This is a genomic window from Mesorhizobium sp. M6A.T.Cr.TU.017.01.1.1, from assembly GCF_004023115.1.
Taxonomy (GTDB): Bacteria; Pseudomonadota; Alphaproteobacteria; order Rhizobiales; family Rhizobiaceae; genus Mesorhizobium; species Mesorhizobium mediterraneum.
Genome location: NZ_RZTA01000031.1, coordinates 41,142 through 60,052 on the forward strand (window position 1 = coordinate 41,142; position 18,911 = coordinate 60,052).

Below are 18,911 nucleotides of genomic sequence, written 5' to 3' on the forward strand. Positions count from 1 at the left end.
ATGCCCCGACCTCTCCCTTAGGGACGGCCCTCTTCTCCAATCTCAGCCATCACTTGCGGACGGCCAGTCCTGCGGCCCTGTTTGAGCAGCCCCTCCAAAAGCACGTTGAATGCCTTCACCGCCTTTTTCGACGTCGCTTCGGGATCCTCCGAATTTGCGATCCACTGCGCCGCATGCAGCGAGGCGCCGCTGACCAGCCTTGCCGCGGCTTCGGGATCGACGGCAACGATGGTTCCCTCGTCCCTCAGCTTTTGAAGGTTCTCGCTCATCGAGCGGATGCATTCGTTCTGGCTCGGCCATTGCGAAGGATCGCCGAGCACCGCCGGTCCATCGCGAAGGACAATACGCTGGATCTCCGGCTCCAGCGCCATCTCGATATAGGCGGTGCATTCGTCGACAAAGCCCTGCCAGAGAGTGTCCGCCCTGGCCGAAACGATCTTCAGCCGGGCCAACATTTCCGCGTCGATCTCGGCGATGACCGCCTGGAGAAGGCCCTTCTTGTCGCCGAAGTGGTGATAAAGCGCGCCACGGGTCAGCCCGGCCGATGCGGTGAAGTCGTCCATCGAGGCCTCGGCATAGCCGACAGTGCCAAAGGCATGGCGCGCCGCAGCGACCAGTTTGGCGCGGGTCTCCGCGATCATCTCCTTGCGTGGTTTGTGCGCCATTCGCCCATTCCTTCACATACGTCTCGTATATTAATTGACATACGTCTCGTATGCTATTATCTGATTTGCATACGCCACGTATATAAGTGGCCCGGCCTCAAAAATCCAGGAGTATTCACATGCCCAATCCCTATCGCGAAATCTTCAAGGCAAGGGGAGCCAAGGGCTTCGCCGCAGCCGGCTTCGTTGCCCGGATGCCGATGGCCATGGCTCCGATCGGGATCGTCGCGATGCTGTCGCAGACACATGGCGAGTACTGGCTGGCCGGCGCCGTCTCCGCGACATATGCGCTGGCCAATGCTTTCGCCGCGCCGCAGATATCGCGGCTGGTGGACCGCCTCGGCCAAGCGCGGATTGTGGTGCCCACCACCGTCATTTCCGTGCTCGCTTTCGTGGTGCTGATTGCGGCGGCCAATCAGGACTGGCCGATATGGACGCTATTCGTGTCGGCGCTGCTGGCCGCTGCAATGCCCAGCATCCCGGCAATGGTGCGCGCGCGTTGGACAGAGCTCTTCCGGGATCGCCCCGAGATGAACACCGCGTTTGCGTTCGAGTCGGCGGCCGACGAGCTGGTCTACATCGCCGGGGCATCGCTATCGGTGGGCCTGAGCGTCGCTCTTTTCCCAGAAGCGGGAATGTTGGCGAGCACATTGTTCCTCGCCTTCGGCTCGACAGCCTTCATCCTGCAGCGCTCGACCGAGCCGCGAGTGCGACCGATCGACCAGGGCTCGAGCGGCTCGGCAATCCGCCTGCGGCCGGTCCAAATCATCACCTTGGCGCTGATCTTCATCGGCGCGACCTTCGCAACCACGGAGGTGAGCACAGTGGCGATCACCAAGGAGCTTGGCCAGCCAGGCGCTGCCAGCCTCGTCATCGGCGTCTACGCGCTCGGATCGTTCGTCGTCGGCATCATCATCGGCGCCATGAACCTGAAAACACCGCTGCAAATTCAACTTGCCATCGCGGTCGCCATCATCGCGCTCACCACGCTGCCGCTGCTCGTGGCCGACACGGTGCCTCTTCTGGCACTGGCCGTCTTCGTTAGCGGCGTGGCGATCTCGCCGACCTTCATCACGGCATTCGGCCTGATCGAGCGGCGCGTGCCGGAGGCAATGCTGACCGAGGGCATCACCTGGGTCATGACCGGCATAGGCATCGGCATGGCGCTTGGCTCCTTCGCCGCCGGATGGGTGGTGGACGCCTTCGGCGCACAGAGCGGGTTCCTGGTATCGGTGGCGGCGGGCACAATCGCGCTGGTCATCGTGCTCGCCGGCCAGCGCAGCCTTGCCACGGCGGATTGCGAAACCTCCGCATGCGACGCAGCCGCGGTTCCTGCCGAATAGTCTCTATGCGTCCGGTCCCGAGCGGGGCCGGACGTCCTCCTCTCGAAGGCGTCTACGGCCGCCCGCCTCTGGTGCGACGGCCTGAGGGGCCGACACGGCAAATCAGCCGCGGCACTGATCGGCGGCTTCGGGGCCGCGGGCATACTGGTCGTCCCTCACCTGCTCCATCCAGGTGACGGCACTGCCATTGAGGGACTCCGCCACGGCCACGTGGGTCATGGAGGCTCCCTTCGAGGCGCCATGCCAGTGACGACCATTTGGCGGAATATTCACCACATCCCCAGGCCTCACCTCCTCGATCGGCCCGCCTTCGCTTTGTACCCAGCCACAGCCTGCGGTGACGATCAGCGTCTGGCCAAGCGGATGCGTGTGCCAGGCCGTACGCGCACCCGGCTCGAAGCTCACCGTCGCCCCTCCGACTCGCGCCGGGTCCTCGGCTTGAAACCGCGACTCGACCCGCACGGAGCCGGTGAAGTTTTCAGGTGATCCCGTGGCGGCGGCCTCTGGGTCGTATTTCTGCAGAGAAAGCGCGTCGGCACCGGCGTCCCCTGGCGCAGCAGCTTTGCGAGCCCCGAAGACCCCGCGCAGGACCGGCACCGCCGACATCGCATTGGGCCAGCCGGCATAATAGGCCAGATGCGTCGGAACCTCCGCTACCTCGGTTCGTGTCAGGCCGTTGTCCATGCCTCGACTTAGATGGAAAGGCAGTTGCTCGGCTTTGCCCGTTGCGATGAGACCGGCGATGGTGACAAGGCTGCGGTCACGCGCCGAGAGTTGCGGCCGTCGCCAGAGATCGCCGAAGAGCACCTGGTTGGTATATTCCGCGAGCCCCGGAACGACCGGGCCGGTCGATGTATCCACGCTCGCCGCCCTTGCCGCCTCGGAAGCTGGATCGAGTTCCAGTGGCTGCCCCGCCTCGGCCGCAACCGGCTCGATGCCGCGCTTATCGAAGACCTCCTTTGTCGCGTTGACGGCGGAAATGGCGTTCGGCCAGCCGGAGTAGAAGGCGAGATGGGTGATGATCTCACCGATCTCGCTTGGGGTCACGCCGTTATCGAGCGCCCGACCGACATGCCCACCCACCTGCGCAATGCGCCCCGACGCAATCAGGGCCGAGACGGTGATGATGCTGCGATCACGAGGCTTGAGCTCGTCGCGCAGCCAGACATCGCCGAACAGCAGCTCGTCCGTATACTCTCCGAGACCAGGCGCCACAACATAGACGTCCGGCGGCGCGATCCGGCCTGCGGGCCGCTCCTGCGCCTCTCCGACGGAGGTGGCGAGCGACGAGATCACCAAGGAAGCCGCGAGTTTCTTCATGAGGAATTCTCCATTCCGGATAGAGACTTGTCATTCGAAGGCGGGCGCTTGGGGCGACCGTTCGTCGTCGGTGGCGCTTGGCAGCGCCCAGCGAAAGAGACGCATCGCGAGGAACAGAAGCGCGCGAGGCGTGGCCGCGGGGAGGACAGTTGCTCCACGCGAACGACAGCAACGCTCATATCTCGGGCAAACCCGAAAGCAGCTTGTCGAGTGTGACCGGATAGTCGCGCACGCGCACGCCGCTAGCGTTGTAGACCGCGTTGGCGATGGCCGCGCCGACGCCGCAGAGGCCGAGCTCGCCGACGCCCTTGGCCTTCATTGGCGAGGAGATCGGATCCGTCTCGTCAAGGAAGACCACCTCCTGGTGCGGGATGTCGGCATGGACCGGCACCTCATAGCCGGCGAGATCATGGTTGACGAAGAAGCCGTGGCGCTTGTCGACTGCAAGCTCCTCCATCAGCGCCGCGCCGACGCCCATGGTCATGGCGCCGATGACCTGGCTGCGCGCCGATTTGGGATTGAGGATACGACCGGCCGCGCAGACCGCGAGCATCCGCCTCACGCGGATCTCTCCGGTTGCGACGTCGACACCGACTTCAACGAAGTGAGCAGCAAAGGTCGATTGCTGGTATTGTTTGGCGAGGTTGCCATATTCTATCGCGTCCTCGGCGACGAGGCCTGCTTCACCTGCGGCCTCGGCGAGCGAAACGCTGCGACTGCCCAAGCGGACATTGCCATCCTCAAAGAGGGCCTCGGCAGAGTTGAATCCAAGCTTTTGCGTCACCGCCTCGCGTAGCTTGACGCACGCGGCATAAACGCCTGATGTCGAGTTGTTGGCGCCCCATTGTCCACCTGAGCCGGCCGAAACCGGGAAGATCGAGTCGCCAAGCCGCACCACCACCTTGTCGAGCGGCACGCCCATCATCTCCGCCGCCGTCTGGGCGATAATCGTATAGCTGCCGGTGCCGATGTCGGTCATGTCGGTCTCGACCGTGACGACGCCACGATGATCGAGCCGGACACGTGCGGCAGACGTCGTCAGGAGGTTGTTGCGAAAACCCGCGGCGACACCCACACCAATCAGCCAGCGCCCCTCGCGGACCCGGCCGGTCCGGACACCGCGCGTCTTCCAGCCGAAGCGTTCGGCGCCGATGCGCAGGCACTCGACCAACTGGCGCTGCGAGAACCGGCGATCCGGGTTCTCAGGATCGACCTGGGTGTCGTTGAGGATGCGGAATTCGACCGGATCGATGTCGAGCTTTTCCGCCATCTCGTCCATCGCGATCTCCAGCGCCATCAAGCCCGGCGCTTCGCCCGGCGCACGCATCGCATTGCCTTCGGGCAGATCGAGCACAGCAAGCCGTGTGGCGGTCATGCGATTGGCGCCGGCATAGAGCAGGCGGGTCTGCTGGACTGCATTTTCTGGACCGCCGCCGGGCAGGTCGCCAGACCAGCTTTCATGGCCGATCGCGGTGATCTTGCCATCCCGGGTCGCGCCGATACGGATGCGCTGGATCGTTGCCGGCCGGTGCGTGGTGTTGTTGAACATGAAAGGCCGCGCAAGCGCCACCTTAACCGGCCGCCGGGCGGCGCGTGCGCCAAGAACTGCAAGCACCGCATCGGATCGCACGAACAGCTTGCCGCCAAAGCCACCGCCGATGAACGGCGAGATAAGACGAATATTCTCCTTGGGGATGCCCAGCGTCTTGGCCATGTCCCCCGTGCTCCAGGCGATCATCTGGTTCGAGGTCCAAAGCGTGAGCTTGTCCCCGTCCCAGGCGGCGATCGAGGCATGCGGCTCCATCATCGCGTGCCCTTGATCGGGCGTGGTGTAGGTCGCATCAAGCTCGACCGGCGCACTGGCAAAGGCGCTGGCGAAGTCGCCGACCGCGGTATCAGGCGTGGCCCCATCCGGCACGATCGCGGAATCCTTGGCGCTCGCGAGGTCGAACGCGCCCTGGGCCCGGATATAGTCGACGCGGACCAGCTGTGCCGCGGCGCGCGCCTGTTCGAACGTCTCGGCGACGACAAGCGCGATCGCCTGATGATAATGCTGGATGTCGGGACCGCCGAGCAGCTTGGCTGTGTTCCAGTCACCTTTGCCGAGTTTGCCGGCGTTTTCAGCCGTGACGATGGCCAGCACGCCTGGCGCGGCCCTGGCTTTGGTCAAATCGATCGAGGCGATCCGGCCCTTGGCGATGGCCGAGCCGACCACGTAGCCATAGGCCTGGTTGGGTACGACATCGTGCCACTCATAGGCATAGGGCGCAGTGCCTGTGGTCTTGAGCGGACCGTCGATCCGATCGGTAGGCTTGCCGACGATCTTGAGTTGATCGATCGGATTGGTCGTGGCGGGGGTATCGAATCTCATCGGTCAGGTCCTTGCTTCCGCCAGAACCGCGGCGAGCGTGCGCTCGACCAGCGGCAGCTTGAATGCATTCTCTTGCGTCGGCTTGGCGTCGGCCAGCAGCTGCTCCGCTACGGCCTTGGCGCCGCGCGGCAACTCGGCCTCGGCCGCCTCGACACGCCACGGCTTGTGCGCCACGCCGCCGAGAGCGATGTGCCCGGTGCCGTCGCGCTGCACGATTGCGCCGGCCGAGACCAGCGCGAAGGCATAGGAAGCCCGGTCGCGCACCTTGTGATAGATATGCGTTCCGCCCACCGGTCTGGGCAGCGTGACTGCGGTGATCAGCTCGCCGGGTATGAGTGCGTTCTCGACATGCGGCGTGTCGCCGGGCAGCCGGTGGAATTCGGCGATGGGTATGCTCCGCGCCGTGCCGTCGGGGCGCACCGTCTCCACTGTTGCGTCGAGCACCCGCATCGCCACGGCCATGTCGCTCGGATGGGTTGCGATGCACATCTCGCTTGCGCCGATCACGGCATGCTGACGGCTGAACCCGCCGATCGCGGCACAGCCGCTGCCGGGCTGGCGTTTGTTGCATGGCTGGTTGGTGTCGTAGAAATAGGGGCAGCGCGTGCGCTGCAGCAGGTTGCCCGCGGTGGTCGCCTTGTTGCGCAGCTGGCCCGAGGCACCGGCGAGCAGCGCGCGAGAGAGCAGGCCATAGTCGCGTCGCACGCGCTCATCCGCGGCGAGATCGGTGTTGCGCACCAGGGCGCCGATGCGCAACCCGCCCTCTGGCGTGGTCTCGATCCTATCGAGCGCGAGATCGTTGACGTCGATCAGGTGCGTCGGCGTTTCGATTTCGAGCTTCATCAGATCGAGCAGGTTGGTGCCGCCGGCAATGAACTTGGCGCCTTCGGCACTCGCCGCGGCAGCTGCTTCCGCAGGAGAACTCGCGCGCTCATAGGTGAAGGATCTCATGCCGGCCTCCCGGCGACCTCGGCGATCGCTTCGACGATGTTGGAATAGGCGCCGCAACGGCAGATGTTGCCGCTCATCCGCTCGCGCAGTTCGGCGACTGTGGCTTGCGGCGTTGCGGTCAAATCACCGCTCACGTGGCTCGGGATGCCCGCCCTGATCTCGTCCAGCACCGCCACGGCGGAGCAGATTTGCCCGGGCGTGCAATAGCCACACTGGTAACCGTCATGCTTCACGAAGGCAGCCTGCATCGCGTTCAGGTTCTGAGGCGCGCCGAGCCCTTCGATGGTGGTGATGGTATCGCCTTCGTGCATCACGGCGAGCGTCAGGCATGAATTGATCCGTTGGCCGTCGACCATCACCGTGCAAGCGCCGCACTGGCCGTGATCGCAGCCCTTCTTGGTGCCGGTGAGATGCAGGTGCTCGCGCAACGCATCGAGCAGCGTGGTCCGCGTGTCGAGGTCCAGTTCGCGGGCCTCGCCATTCACAGTGATGGCTACTTTCGACATGGCAGGTTCGCCGACGGCGGAAGGCATATCACCAGTGCCAGCTTGAGCGTTCGCCCCGGATGGCGCCGCGGTCATTACCGCGGCGGCTCCTGCCATCAACAGATCCCGTCTGGTGATACTAAAGTCTGCGGAGGTCGTCATGTCGCTTTTGATCCTCTTCTCTGTCAGAGCGAGCACATCAATGGCCGCTGAAGGCGTGCCGATTTTTCGGCAACGTCCTGTTGGTCGTGGCGATCGGGGACCGAGCTGTCCCAACAGGAAGATAGTTTGAGCAGCGCTCGCGATTAGTGGCTCAATTCCGCATGCTCTTATGCGTGAGCGTCATGAATGCTGGCGCGCGGCTCATCATTCATCTGGCGGAAGTGGCCGTCAGGCAGACGCGTAGAAAGGCGCGGCGTATCCGCGGGCCTGTCAAAGCCGGCAGCGCCGCTCACTTGCATCAAGATCATTGCGCAAATCGGAACTTCATGAATACGACATGAGGAGCTTGCCGGCCTGAGTGGCTTTCTGGCAGGTGCGGAGGAGCGCAGCTTCACGCGCGCTGCGGCCAAGCTCGGGACGCGCAATCCGCCCTGAGCCGCACGGCGCTGAAGTAGTTCTCAGGTCAACAGGGGGCTGCGGGGCGCGCCGCCTCTAAAGAATCTCGGTCTTGGCGATATGGATGCCGAAGCCTTCGAGCCCGACGTAGTGGCGCTCGCGCGAGGCGATCAGGTTGATCGAGGAAATACCCAGATCCTTCAAGATTTGCGCGCCGAGGCCGATCTCGCGCCATTCGTTTTCGCGGCGGCGCGCCTCTTCATGGTCCTCGCGGTCTTCGGCAGTCGGCCGCTTGCGCTCCTGATGGGCGACGCCGACCGAGCCTTCGCGCAGATAGACGATAACGCCGCGCCGGCGCTCGCCCATCGATTTCATGATGCCGTCCAGCCTGTGGCTGGTGCCGAAGACGTCCGTCACCACATCTTCGGAATGCAGCCGCACCGGCACCTCCTCGCCGTCGCGGATGTCGCCGAAGACGATCGCCACATGGTGCATCGAGTCCCACGGCAGCGTGTAGGTGAAGACCTGCGCCTTGCCGCCAGGCGTGTCGATGTTCGAACAGGCGACACGCTCGACCAGCGTTTCCTTGCGCTGGCGGTAAGCGATGAGATCGGCGACCGAAATCTGCTTCAAACCGTTCTTTTCGGCGAAGGCCTGCACCTGCGGGCCGCGCATCACGGTGCCATCATCGTTGACCAGCTCGGAAATGACGCCGACCGGCGGCAGGCCGGCGAGCTTGCACAAATCCACAGCGGCTTCGGTATGGCCCGAACGCATCAGCACGCCGCCTTCGCGCGCAATCAGCGGAAAGATGTGACCGGGGCGGACGAAATCGGAAGCGCCGACATTGCCGTTGGCGAGATTGCGCACGGTCAATGTACGGTCGTCGGCCGAAATGCCTGTTGTGGTGCCGTGCTTGAAATCGACGCTTACGGTGAAGGCGGTGGTGTGGGCCGAATCATTGTCGGCGACCATCGGCGACAGGTTGAGGCGCTTGGCTTCCTCGCGCGGCATCGGCGTGCAGACGATGCCGGAGGTGTTGCGGACGATGAACGCCATCTTCTCCGGCGTGCAATGGACGGCGGCAACGATCAGGTCGCCCTCGTTCTCGCGCCCGTCGTCGTCCATGACGACGACGATCTCGCCGCGTTCGAAGGCGCGCAGAGCTTCGACGATTCTCTTCTGGTCGTAAGACATAGGCGCTCGTTTCACTCGCAGGGGAGTAGGGGAATAGGGCAGTACGGCAGTAGGGGAAAGGAAAAAATTGCTGGGGCTCAGTGACAGCGGGCCCTACTGCCCTACTGCCCTACTGCCCTACTGCCCTCCCCGTTTGTCCCCGATGACGCAGATAGTGATCCGCGATCGCGCAGGCAACCATCGCCTCGCCGATCGGCACGGCGCGGATGCCGACGCACGGATCGTGCCGGCCCTTGGTCATGATCTCGACGTCGTTGCCATCCTTGTCGATCGACTTTCGCGGCGTCAGGATCGAGGAGGTCGGCTTGACGGCGAAGCGCGCGACGATCGCCCGGCCTGTCGAGATGCCGCCGGGGCTGCCGCCGGCATTGTTGGACAGGAAGACCGGCTTGCCGTCATTGCCCATGCGCATCTCGTCGGCATTCTCTTCGCCGCTGATGCGGGCGGCCTCGAAGCCGTTGCCGATCTCGACACCCTTGACGGCGTTGATCGACATCAGGCCCGAGGCGATATCCTGGTCGAGCTTGGCGTAGATCGGCGCCCCAAGGCCTGCCGGAACGCCGTCGGCAACGATCTCGATGACCGCACCGACCGAGGAACCCGCCTTGCGGATGCCGTCGAGATACGCGGCGAACACGGCGACTGACGCCGGATCGGGCGTGAAGAACGGATTTTCGGCATCGCCGACGAAATTCCAGTTCCAGTTGGCGCGGTCGATCGATTTTTCGCCCATCGACACCAGCGCGCCGCGCACGACCATTCCGGGCACGACCTTGCGGGCCAAGGCTCCGGCCGCCACCCGCGCCGCCGTCTCGCGGGCCGAAGAGCGGCCGCCACCGCGATGATCGCGCAGGCCATATTTGGTGTCGTAGGTGTAATCAGCATGGCCCGGCCGGTACTGGCGGGCGATCTCGCCATAGTCCTTGGAGCGCTGGTCGACATTCTCGATCAGCATCGACACCGGCGTGCCGGTGGTGATCATGGTCTCGCCGTCCTCATCCAGGATGAAGCCGGACAGGATCTTGACCTCGTCGGGTTCGCGACGCTGCGTCACAAAACGCGATTGACCCGGGCGACGCTTGTCGAGTTCGGCCTGGACCTCCGCGCGTGTGAAGCGGATGCCGGGCGGACAGCCGTCGACCACGCAGCCGAGCGCCGCGCCATGGCTTTCGCCCCAGGTGGTGACGCGGAAAAGATGCCCAAACGTATTGTGAGACATGAAAACCAGCCCTGCCGGCATCGGAGCCGGCCTTGCGCATAACCCTGAAAATCGGAGCGACTTTCAGAAAGGATCCTGCGCAAAATCAAAAATGCTACAGCGTCCTTTGCGCGTCAGGACGCGCGGTGCTGTAGTCTGCGTTCTATTGGCGTTTTCCGCGGTGGTCAAACTGTGATCCGGCGGATTTAGTTTTGACACATTCGGTTGGTTTCTGGTCAGCTCCATCTGCCCGTTGAACACCCGCCGCAACCGTGCCGGCGCAATGATAAGAGGACGATGATGCGTATCCTGATCGGCGCCGTTGCCGCCACATTGCTGATTTCCACCGCCGCCTTCGCCGGCCAGACCGAAGGCTTGATCAAAGAAGTCGACAAGGACACGTTGACCCTGACACTCGACGACGGCAAATCCTACAAGCTGAATGCCGAAACCGATCTCGAGGCGCTGAAACCCGGCATGGATATCGTGATCGCCTATGACGAGACAAACGGCGAGAACATCATCACCGACATGCAATTGCCGGACAGCGATTCAACCGAATAGAACGTTTCCGGCTGCCCCATCCCCAAAGGCGCGGATGAAGTCCTGGCTAAACCCGCCTTTGTTTCGCCTTCCCTTGTTTGAAGCTCAACCACGGCGCACCGCACTGCGGTGTAGCTGTCGAGTGCACGATACGCCTTGCCGGCACTCCTACTGAGAAGTAGTTCGCCCAACCGAGCAGCGTCCGGTTCAACTTGCCCACCATTCTCGCTTCAGTGATCGTGCGCCGGCAGAAGGCATCCACGCGACCAATCTCCCCGGTGCTTCCGCTTCGAGAGGTATAAGGCTCGTCGATAGGTCCGATCCAGCTATCGAATTTCAATCCGAAGCGCACAACCCGTAACCAAGGTCCACCGACAACCACAACTGACCAGGACCTCAACAATCATGACCTTCCGTATCCTTCTCGCCTCGACCGCAATAAGCTTGCTGCTCGGCACGGCGGTGCCGGCTTTGTCCGAAAGCGCGGCCCCTAGCGCCACTGCCGCTTACTCGCAAACCACTGACACTTACGCGTTTCCGCTGGGCGAGCTCGGCATCATTGCTTTGTCCGACGGCACCGTTCGGCAGGACCTGCACGCTCTCCTGACAGGGACGTCACCTGCGGAGGTGGACGAGCACCTCAACCACGCGTTCCTGTCCAACCCGGTGGAAGCTTCCATCAACGCCTTCCTGATCCGGGACGGCGAGCGGCTCATCCTTGTCGACACGGGTTCGGGGCAACTCTTCGGGCCAGGCAACGGTGGGAAGCTGCGCGACAGCCTCGCCAGTATCGGTGTCATGCCGCAGGACATCACCGACATCCTCATCACTCATATCCACACCGACCATACGGGTGGCCTTGTCGCCGACGGCAAGCCTGTCTTCGTCAATGCAACGGTTCACGTCGGAGCACCCGATCTCACCTTCTTCCTGGACGCGTCGAACTCGGAAAGGACAGGCTACGCCCGCCAGTACTTCGACGAAGCCGAAAAGACGATCGGCGTCTATCAGCGGGCGGGCAAGGTCAGGGCGTTCTCCGACGACGAAACAATCCTCCCGGGAATCGTGGCGACGCTGCATCCCGGTCACACGCCGGGCAGTGCCTTCTTCACGGTATCAAGCAAAGGGCATTCGATCGCATTTATCGGCGACGTCATCCACGTTGCGGCCGTGCAGTTTCCCGATCCAGCTATCACCATCGTATATGACGTGAACCCAGGAGAGGCGGCGGCCGAGCGGCAGAAGACCTTTTCGGCCTTCGCGGACGCTCGCCAACTCGTTGCCGCGCCTCACCTCCCGTTCCCCGGCGTCGGGCACATCCGCGCCGAGGGCGGCGGCTCGTTCACCTGGCACCCGGCCGAATACCGGAACCGTGAAGAAAGCCAAGGGCAGTAGACTCAGGGCCGAGGCTGCAAGGGGCGAGCGATCACCAGGCCCGCTCAGCGGCCTTGGGCCCGCGCCGTCTGAAACACCTGTTCACGTAGCCAGCCATGAGCGGGATCGCCGCTCATGCGCTGATGCCAGAAGGCGGACATCTGGAACTTGGCGAGGGCCAGGGGAGGCTCGAAGAGATCGAGCGACGTGGTGAAACGCTGCAGGAAACGGCGCGGCAGGGTGCAGATGCAGTCGCTGCCCATCAGCACCAAAGGGGCAAGCGCATAGCTTTGGATAGAGACAGAGACCCGGCGCTCACGTCCGATAGTAGCCAGCGCCTCGTCGATCATGCCGGAGAAGCTGCCTCCGCTGGTCGAGATCAGGAGGTGGTCAAGCGAGCAGAACTCATCCAGATCGAAGGGCTTGCTACCCCTTGGATGATCCTTGCGCTGTGCCGTGACGAACGCTTCGTCGAACAGTGTCCTTCCGATCAGTCCACCCGCTACGTCCTCGGCCGCGCCGATGAAGAGATCGATGTCACCCTGCTCTAGGTGAGCGGCGATCCGGGCTTTGTCCGGAAGCACAAAAGCGAGGCGGATGTGAGGTGCCTTCGCCTTCAGGAAAGGGATGAGCTCCGGTGCGAGGATGGCCGCCGGATTGTCCGTTGCGGCGATCCGGAAGACGCGGCGGCTGGTGGCGGGGTCGAAGAACTGCGCCACGTTGGCGAACTCGCGCAATCGCTCGATCAGCTTGGCGAGTTCGGGCTGGAGCGCGGCGGCGTGCGGTGTCGGCACCATCCCGCGGCCGGATGATGCCGGGATCAGGAGTTGGTCGCCAAACAACTGCCGCAACCGAAGCAAACGAGCGGACAGAGCGGGCTGCGTGATGCCGAGCCGAGCTGCGGCATGGGTGACGTTCCGTTCCTTCAGAAGAGCATCGAGCGTTAGGAGCAGCCCGCCGTCGATCTCGAGCATACGTTCGCGCAATTGAGCTCGTCCCTCAGGTTAAAGCAGCATGGACCCACTGCAGGGACTCCTCGTATCGCACTGTTGGCTTATAGGCAAAGCGCTGCCCTCCTCTGCTTTTTGACCGGCCTGCGAGTTCGTTAGCCCCGGTAAGCGCGCTCGAGGTCCACGATGATGATCTTCTTCATCTCGCACATCGCCTGAAGAACCCGCCCGGCTTTGTCCCTGTCGGGATCCCCCAGCATTTGCAGCAATGCCTTGGGTGTGTGACCTTCATATCGTTCTGCTTCAATACTCGGAGCGATCGGCGGCGACCGGCTATCGCTGCCCCGCAGATGATTGACCCGTCCGGCCTTTGGGCACAGGCCCGTGTTTCCGGTCATTCAGTTTGAGCTGTACTCGCTATTCTCGCGAGCAACGCGACCAGTTCCGGCTGGCGATGGGTGTCGGTTTTGGCGAAGACGGCTTTCAGCTGATTCCTGGCGGTTTCGTAGGAGACCCCCAGGTCATCCGCGACGGCCTTCAACTCTGCGCCCGATGAAATCCGGCGAGCCAGTCGCGCCTCGGCAGGGGTCAGCCCGAAGCAAGTCCGCAAGGCAATCTCCGACGGTTGAGGATAAATGTCCGGATCGACAAAGCAGATAACTATCTGACAGGATGCAAAGGCGTTCGTGGTAATTCTTGGCAGGCGCATGGGGTAGGCTAGCAGAGGTCTGCCTCCGAGGCGGGGCAGCGAGACGGGGTTCGCCATTGCTGGCGGGGTCGGATTTCGCAGCAGCACATGAAATGCGCACTTGAGGGCATCGGTGGCGTTCTTGTCGGCACACGCCAAATGGCGGCCGGTCACCCAAAGGTCTCGACCGAATAGCCTCTCTGCAGGTTCGTTCACCAGGATCACGGCGGCGTTCCGGTCAAGCATCACCGCAGGCGTGCCGCTTGCGCTGAATGCATCCATCGCGCCTTCGGCCCGCGCGAAGCTCAGCATTCTCGCGAACGCGGCCGCGGAACCCAACTGTCTTGAGAAGTCGGCAAAGCTCTGCATCTCTGATGGCGAAAAAGGGCCTTGCTGGATCGACCTCTGGATCGACAGGCACCAGAGGTCATCGCCTGCCGCAACCTTCACACCCGCAAACCACCGCAGACCGAATGGCGCGAGAAATTCCTGATAGTAGGGATGCCTGGCGATTTCCTCGGGCGTCAGGACGTCAAGCTCGCTGACGGCTCCTCTGCGAACCAACAGAGGCAACAGGTTGTATCGGTCGTCCCGGTCGATCCAGCCATCCTTGATGTATGTCTCGAGCGATGGACCCATTCGGCGACTTTTCGGTATGCCGGGGAGATGCCCTTTCGCGTCGAATAGCATTGCGCCAAAGCTTCCAGTGGCGTCCGCAGCCACGTCCATTGCAGCGTCCCAGCGCGTCGGGTCGGCCGCCGCTTCGGCTATGGCATTGCCCACTGCGTCGAGATCGAACGCGCCCATCTCCATCCCGCATCCGAGAAGAAATCGGACCTTATATTAGCTAACTTGAAACTTCCAGTCGTCCGCGTCCGAGGGGCACCTGATACGCAGGACTAGTACCTCGTCTGACCCGGTTGGGGCATGCGCAGAATTTGGATTTCTATAAGAACAGCCTTTGGGAGCCGGGCGAACGTCGCTGGGTCGAAAAGCGTCTTTGGGAATGGGGGGATCGGTGGCTGAAATTGCAACGCACGGCGGACGCACCATCCACATCAATGGCGTCATTGCCCCCAACAACGGAACTCTCCACGCCCCAATGGCGAGCCCCGCAGTCGCACCAAAACACTTGGGCGCATTCGCGCGCACCCTTATCATCTGCACGAGCTTCTTTATCCCAGCTGCATCCGTCCGCGCGCAGAAGGCCGACGCCGCGGTTGACGTGTGCCTCGTCCTGGCCGGCGATATATCGGCCAGCATCGCTGATGGCACAGCCCATATGCAGCGTGAGGGTCACGCCCAGGCGTTGAGTCATCCCGACGTTGTGTCCGCCATAGCCGTGACCCGCACTGGGCGGATCGCCGTTACCTATGTCGAGTGGTCTAGCCATCGTACCGCCCACACCATATTGCCTTGGCGCATCATAGAGAATGCGCGCGGCGCACGAGAGGCAGCTGACGTTATTCGAGATATGGGCAACCGGCCCGGTCAGGACCGCCTTGGCCACACCGGCCTCAGCTGGGCCATTTCCTACGCCTCTCAGAGCCTGGCCCACTGCCCCGCCACACCCGACCGCACGATTATCGACATCTCAGCGAATGGACCCAATAATGATGGTCCTGCGCCAGAGGCCGCGCGGGACCATGCCTTGGCCATGGGCCACATCATCAATGCGCTTGCCATCCCCGCGCCGGTGCTACCACTTAGGGACCTAGCCGCCAGCCTCGACCCAGACGAAGGAGCGTGGCAGCACCCAACCGATTATCTCTACAGCCACGTTACCGGCGGTCCCAACAGCTTCGCGACTACAGCTCGTACGATAGACGACTATTTTCCTGTCCTCCGCCGCAAGATCGTCACGGAGATTGCCGGTTTGTCGCACAATCGGCTTGAGCACGTGCAGGATGTCAAGTTTGCCTGGCGGCCTTGATCTGAGACATTGCAGAGCGGGACCGCATCCCCCTTTGCAAAGGCCGTACCAACCGCCGCCGGCGGTTTCCCCAGAATGGCGGCATTTGAGACGGCATTCTGGCTTGGCAATGGGCTGCTTCGGGTCAACTTTCCGTCGTCCCCGACTTGGCATCAATGTCCGAGAAGGAGTAAAACCCCGGTCGTTCCGAATGATTGGATTTCGCCCCTTAGAGCCACTCCAGGCGTCGTCCTTCTAGCCTGAGCAAGCGATCCTGCGGCACATCCAGGTTTGCGGCTTCTTTCTCGGGCATTCCCAGCACCATGCGGAACAGGGCCCGCACGACGCCGCCATGGGTCACGCAGACCGTCTGGCGGTCCAGCGCGTCGAACCACGGCTTTATCCGTTCGAGCAGCATTTGATAGCTTTCGGCGCCCTCGCCGGGCGGCAGGAAATTCCATTTGTCGAAGCGCCTCTCCCTGGCCGAGCCCAAATGCCGGGCCTCGAGTTCGGGAAAGGTGAAACCCTGCCAGTCGCCGAAACTCATTTCGACAAGGCGAGGATCGGTGCGGTAAGCTTGCGGATCGAGCTTCATCGCAGCGCGGATGCGCTCCATGGTCTCGCGCGTCCGCCGCATCGGGCTGGCGACAAAGTCGAAATCTCCAGGGTTATGAACGAATTCGCCCAGCCGAAGACCGTTGCGGGTCGCCTGCTCGCGGCCGAGCGCGTTGAGGTCGGTGTCGGCCTGTCCTTGCAGCCGGGCCTCGGCGTTCCACTCCGTCTGGCCGTGGCGCGCGATGTAGACGAGCGGATACATCAGGTCATCCGGGGAGTAGGCGGGAAGCGGGAGAGTTCGAGGAGAGTCTATTCCTTGACGGTCGAAATATCAGGCGCGTCGACCGCCTTCATGCCAACGACGTGATAGCCGGAATCGACATGGTGGATCTCGCCGGTGACGCCGCGTGAAAGGTTGGACAGGAAATAGACCGCTGAATCGCCGACTTCCTCCTGCGTCACCGTCTGCTTCAGCGGTGAATTGTATTCATTCCACTTCAGTATGTAGCGAAAATCGCCGATGCCGGAGGCGGCGAGCGTCTTGATCGGACCGGCGGAGATGGCGTTGACGCGGATCTTCTTCCCGCCGAGGTCGACCGCCAGATAGCGCACGCTGGCTTCGAGCGCTGCCTTGGCGACACCCATGACGTTGTAGTGCGGCATCACTTTTTCCGCGCCGTAATAGGTCAATGTCAGCAGCGAGCCGCCATCGGTCATCAGCGCCTCGGCGCGCTTGGCGATGGTGGTGAAAGAAAACACCGAAATGTCCATAGTGCGCAGGAAATTGTCACGCGTCGTCTCGACATAGCGGCCCGTCAGCTCGTCCTTATCGGAAAAGGCGATGGCGTGGACGAGGAAATCGAGCTTGCCCCAATGCTTGGCGATGTCGTCGAAGACCGCATCGAGCGTTGCCGGATCGGTGACGTCGCAATGGCCGGCGACATGGGCGTTGAGTTCCGCCGCCAGCGGCTCGACGCGCTTCTTGAACGCCTCGCCCTGATAGGTCAACGCGATCTCGGCGCCGTGGTCGACGCAGGCCTTGGCTATGCCGAAGGCGATCGACCGATTGTTCGCGACGCCAAGCACAAGCCCGCGCTTGCCGGCCATAATGCCTTGTCCACCCGCCATGTGAGCGCTCTCCGCAATTTCTGCTTTGTGGAGTGCCTATCGCACAGGCACAGAGTCCCTTCAAGCGCTCAAAAACGGACAGTGCCCGCCCACCTGACCTTCCGGCCCGGAGGATCGATTGCCTGGGCGAAGCGCTTGTGGCGTGCTCAAGCGAAAATTGACGAAAAGACGGCACGCCATGCCATGCAGCAGTTCTGCAAGAGTAGTTCCAGCGCCGCGTCTCGCGAGGATTCTGTTCCGCCCGCGAAATTGTCGGTTCCGTTGGCGCAGATGTTCATGACCGCGCGCTCCGTCGCGTGCGGCGATGACGTCAACAGAAGCGAAGCAAAGTCGATCGCCTCCGACATGTCTGTCAGACGATCGTGCATCGCCGCGGGATCAGCGTCGCCGTCGCGGTCTTGCTCCATATCGCCGCCTCCGTAATGGGTCCGGTCGATGAGCGTCACCGAAGCGAGCGCCTGAGACACGCGCGCGGCGTCCTCGGCCGAGCCGATGACGGTCCAGCGCCAACAGGTCGAACTTGCCATCGCTTGACCATGTGAAGACGGCGAACCCGATCCGACGCCGCGGGCCGGCGGTGGCGGCGCGCAGGAAGTCGGGGTGGACGAGCGCCCGCACGAGCCCGGTCTGCTGGAGCCATTCCTCATATCGGCTGATCGAGTCCGATACGTCGATTGCTGTGACGACATTGGCGTCGGTGCCCGGCACGACCGCCTTGGCCGCTGGCGACGTGCCGCACAGGAAGATCATCAATGGCAGGGCGAGATATAGGGCGCGCCAGCGGCAAGGTTTCGCCGGCATAGCAGGCTTCGGCTTCACCTCCTGGTGTTCTGAACGGCGCAGAACCTGCGCGTTGGAACGGACGGAAACAGGTGCGACAGCATTGGCCCTCCAGGAATGTTCCCGGGGGTAACGGGCCGGAGCCAAACTTATTCCTCCTGTTCGCGCGGCCGTTTCAGCAATTCGGTTATGTCCGCTTCGAGAACGGCAGGCTCGGATCCATTGCCTGAAGATCCGCATCACGCCCCAGCCCGCGATAGAGGATGAACGCACAGCAACAGGCGACGGCAATCGACAGCATCTCGCCGCCGTCTTCCGCGTAACCAACGAGCTTCGAGCCCGTCAGGAAGTGCAGCATGTCCACCACCACGGCAAAGCCGACAAGACACGCGAACAGCAGCAAAAACACCGATCCGAGGGCTTGTTGCCTGGGTCTGCTTTGGCGGAATGACCACAACAGCGGCGCCAGCAGGCCGAGCGCGACCACCGACCAGGTGATGATTTCTCCGGTGTCGCGAGCCCGCATGCCCGGCAGCGAAACGAGGTCGAATGTCGCTGCCAACAGCAGGCCGCCGCGCTCATGGAAACGGGTGGCGTCGTCGAGCGTCACAAAACTAAAAATCAGCGACCAGGCAAGAAACATATGCTCCCTGGTTCGAAGCCAGATGCCGAACAGAAACAGGGCGCAAAGCGCGGCCTGCCCGTAGTTGAACATCTCGGGCAGCGATCCATCCCTGCTGATGTTAAGACGCGCAGGCAGATCGTAGCGTGAAATTCCGACAGATCGAAGCGCCTCGATCGCGAATGGAACGGTGATGACGAAGATATTCAGGCATATTACTATCAGCGCGAAAACCCTGCTGAGCCTGTCGTTTCGATGCATCGCCCGGATT

General features: G+C 62.8%; 18 protein-coding genes. 4 read left to right on the plus strand and 14 right to left on the minus strand.

Translation table 11 applies throughout. From position 1 onward, the window contains the following. Window positions 1–17: 17 nt before the first annotated feature. Window positions 18–665 (minus strand): TetR/AcrR family transcriptional regulator, encoded by a 648-nt coding sequence (locus tag EOB36_RS12700; RefSeq protein ID WP_126103249.1) that lies wholly within the window; start codon window positions 663–665, stop codon window positions 18–20. 119 nt (window positions 666–784) lie between these two features. On the opposite strand from EOB36_RS12700, the gene EOB36_RS12705 reads away from it, so the two are divergent. Further along, window positions 785–2,008, plus strand: coding sequence for an MFS transporter (locus EOB36_RS12705; RefSeq protein ID WP_095486191.1), 1,224 nt, complete (start codon window positions 785–787; stop codon window positions 2,006–2,008). A gap of 102 nt (window positions 2,009–2,110) precedes the next feature. On the opposite strand, the gene EOB36_RS12710 is transcribed toward EOB36_RS12705, so the two are convergent. From EOB36_RS12710 to aroC, 6 genes are all read right to left on the minus strand, one after another. Then, window positions 2,111–3,328 (minus strand): carboxymuconolactone decarboxylase family protein, encoded by a 1,218-nt coding sequence (locus EOB36_RS12710; protein ID WP_128284969.1) that lies wholly within the window; start codon window positions 3,326–3,328, stop codon window positions 2,111–2,113. Window positions 3,329–3,503: 175 nt separating this feature from the next. Beyond that, on the minus strand, window positions 3,504–5,699 hold the full coding sequence (gene paoC / locus EOB36_RS12715) for an aldehyde oxidoreductase molybdenum-binding subunit PaoC (RefSeq protein ID WP_128284970.1): 2,196 nt from the start codon (window positions 5,697–5,699) through the stop codon (window positions 3,504–3,506). A 3-nt stretch (window positions 5,700–5,702) separates the two neighbouring features. After that, on the minus strand, window positions 5,703–6,650 hold the full coding sequence (locus EOB36_RS12720) for a xanthine dehydrogenase family protein subunit M (RefSeq protein WP_095486194.1): 948 nt from the start codon (window positions 6,648–6,650) through the stop codon (window positions 5,703–5,705). Next, a complete protein-coding gene (paoA, locus tag EOB36_RS12725; protein WP_095486231.1) occupies window positions 6,647–7,297 on the minus strand; it encodes an aldehyde dehydrogenase iron-sulfur subunit PaoA in 651 nt (216 codons plus the stop codon). Before paoA ends, EOB36_RS12720 begins: the two co-directional genes overlap by 4 nt. 492 nt (window positions 7,298–7,789) lie before the next feature. Then, entirely contained in the window at window positions 7,790–8,890 is a 1,101-nt protein-coding gene (gene ribB / locus EOB36_RS12735; protein WP_095486195.1) for a 3,4-dihydroxy-2-butanone-4-phosphate synthase, read from the minus strand. A gap of 109 nt (window positions 8,891–8,999) precedes the next feature. Next, a complete protein-coding gene (gene aroC, locus EOB36_RS12740) occupies window positions 9,000–10,109 on the minus strand; it encodes a chorismate synthase (RefSeq protein WP_128284971.1) in 1,110 nt (369 codons plus the stop codon). Window positions 10,110–10,388: 279 nt separating this feature from the next. On the opposite strand from aroC, the gene EOB36_RS12745 reads away from it, so the two are divergent. Next, entirely contained in the window at window positions 10,389–10,652 is a 264-nt protein-coding gene (locus tag EOB36_RS12745; protein ID WP_095486233.1) for a DUF1344 domain-containing protein, read from the plus strand. A gap of 384 nt (window positions 10,653–11,036) precedes the next feature. Then, window positions 11,037–12,026, plus strand: coding sequence for an MBL fold metallo-hydrolase (locus EOB36_RS12755; RefSeq protein WP_095486196.1), 990 nt, complete (start codon window positions 11,037–11,039; stop codon window positions 12,024–12,026). 44 nt (window positions 12,027–12,070) lie between these two features. On the opposite strand, the gene EOB36_RS12760 is transcribed toward EOB36_RS12755, so the two are convergent. From EOB36_RS12760 to EOB36_RS12770, 3 genes are all read right to left on the minus strand, one after another. After that, complete coding sequence (locus tag EOB36_RS12760) at window positions 12,071–12,991, minus strand: LysR family transcriptional regulator (protein WP_245329912.1); 921 nt, start codon at window positions 12,989–12,991, stop codon at window positions 12,071–12,073. A gap of 119 nt (window positions 12,992–13,110) precedes the next feature. Further along, window positions 13,111–13,353 (minus strand): hypothetical protein, encoded by a 243-nt coding sequence (locus EOB36_RS12765; protein ID WP_128284972.1) that lies wholly within the window; start codon window positions 13,351–13,353, stop codon window positions 13,111–13,113. After that, window positions 13,350–14,450: a helix-turn-helix transcriptional regulator gene (locus tag EOB36_RS12770; protein ID WP_245467778.1), complete on the minus strand. Its 1,101-nt coding sequence runs from the start codon at window positions 14,448–14,450 to the stop codon at window positions 13,350–13,352. The genes EOB36_RS12765 and EOB36_RS12770 overlap by 4 nt, the downstream gene beginning before the upstream one ends. Window positions 14,451–14,661: 211 nt before the next feature. Here EOB36_RS12770 and EOB36_RS12775 point away from each other — a divergent pair, with 211 nt between their 5' ends. Next, window positions 14,662–15,576, plus strand: a complete 915-nt coding sequence (locus EOB36_RS12775) for a DUF1194 domain-containing protein (RefSeq protein WP_158302607.1) — start codon at window positions 14,662–14,664, stop codon at window positions 15,574–15,576. A 208-nt stretch (window positions 15,577–15,784) separates the two neighbouring features. Here the strand turns inward: EOB36_RS12775 and EOB36_RS12780 are convergent, their stop codons facing one another. The 4 genes from EOB36_RS12780 to EOB36_RS12800 all read right to left on the minus strand — a co-directional run bounded on the left by EOB36_RS12780 (window position 15,785) and on the right by EOB36_RS12800 (window position 18,733). Then, on the minus strand, window positions 15,785–16,372 hold the full coding sequence (locus EOB36_RS12780; protein WP_095486200.1) for a histidine phosphatase family protein: 588 nt from the start codon (window positions 16,370–16,372) through the stop codon (window positions 15,785–15,787). A gap of 47 nt (window positions 16,373–16,419) precedes the next feature. Further along, window positions 16,420–17,238 (minus strand): enoyl-ACP reductase FabI, encoded by an 819-nt coding sequence (gene fabI, locus EOB36_RS12785; protein ID WP_095486201.1) that lies wholly within the window; start codon window positions 17,236–17,238, stop codon window positions 16,420–16,422. A gap of 146 nt (window positions 17,239–17,384) precedes the next feature. Then, window positions 17,385–17,684, minus strand: a complete 300-nt coding sequence (locus EOB36_RS12790) for a DUF1194 domain-containing protein (RefSeq protein WP_127205741.1) — start codon at window positions 17,682–17,684, stop codon at window positions 17,385–17,387. Window positions 17,685–18,205: 521 nt separating this feature from the next. Then, entirely contained in the window at window positions 18,206–18,733 is a 528-nt protein-coding gene (locus EOB36_RS12800) for a hypothetical protein (protein ID WP_128284975.1), read from the minus strand. Window positions 18,734–18,911: the final 178 nt, after the last annotated feature.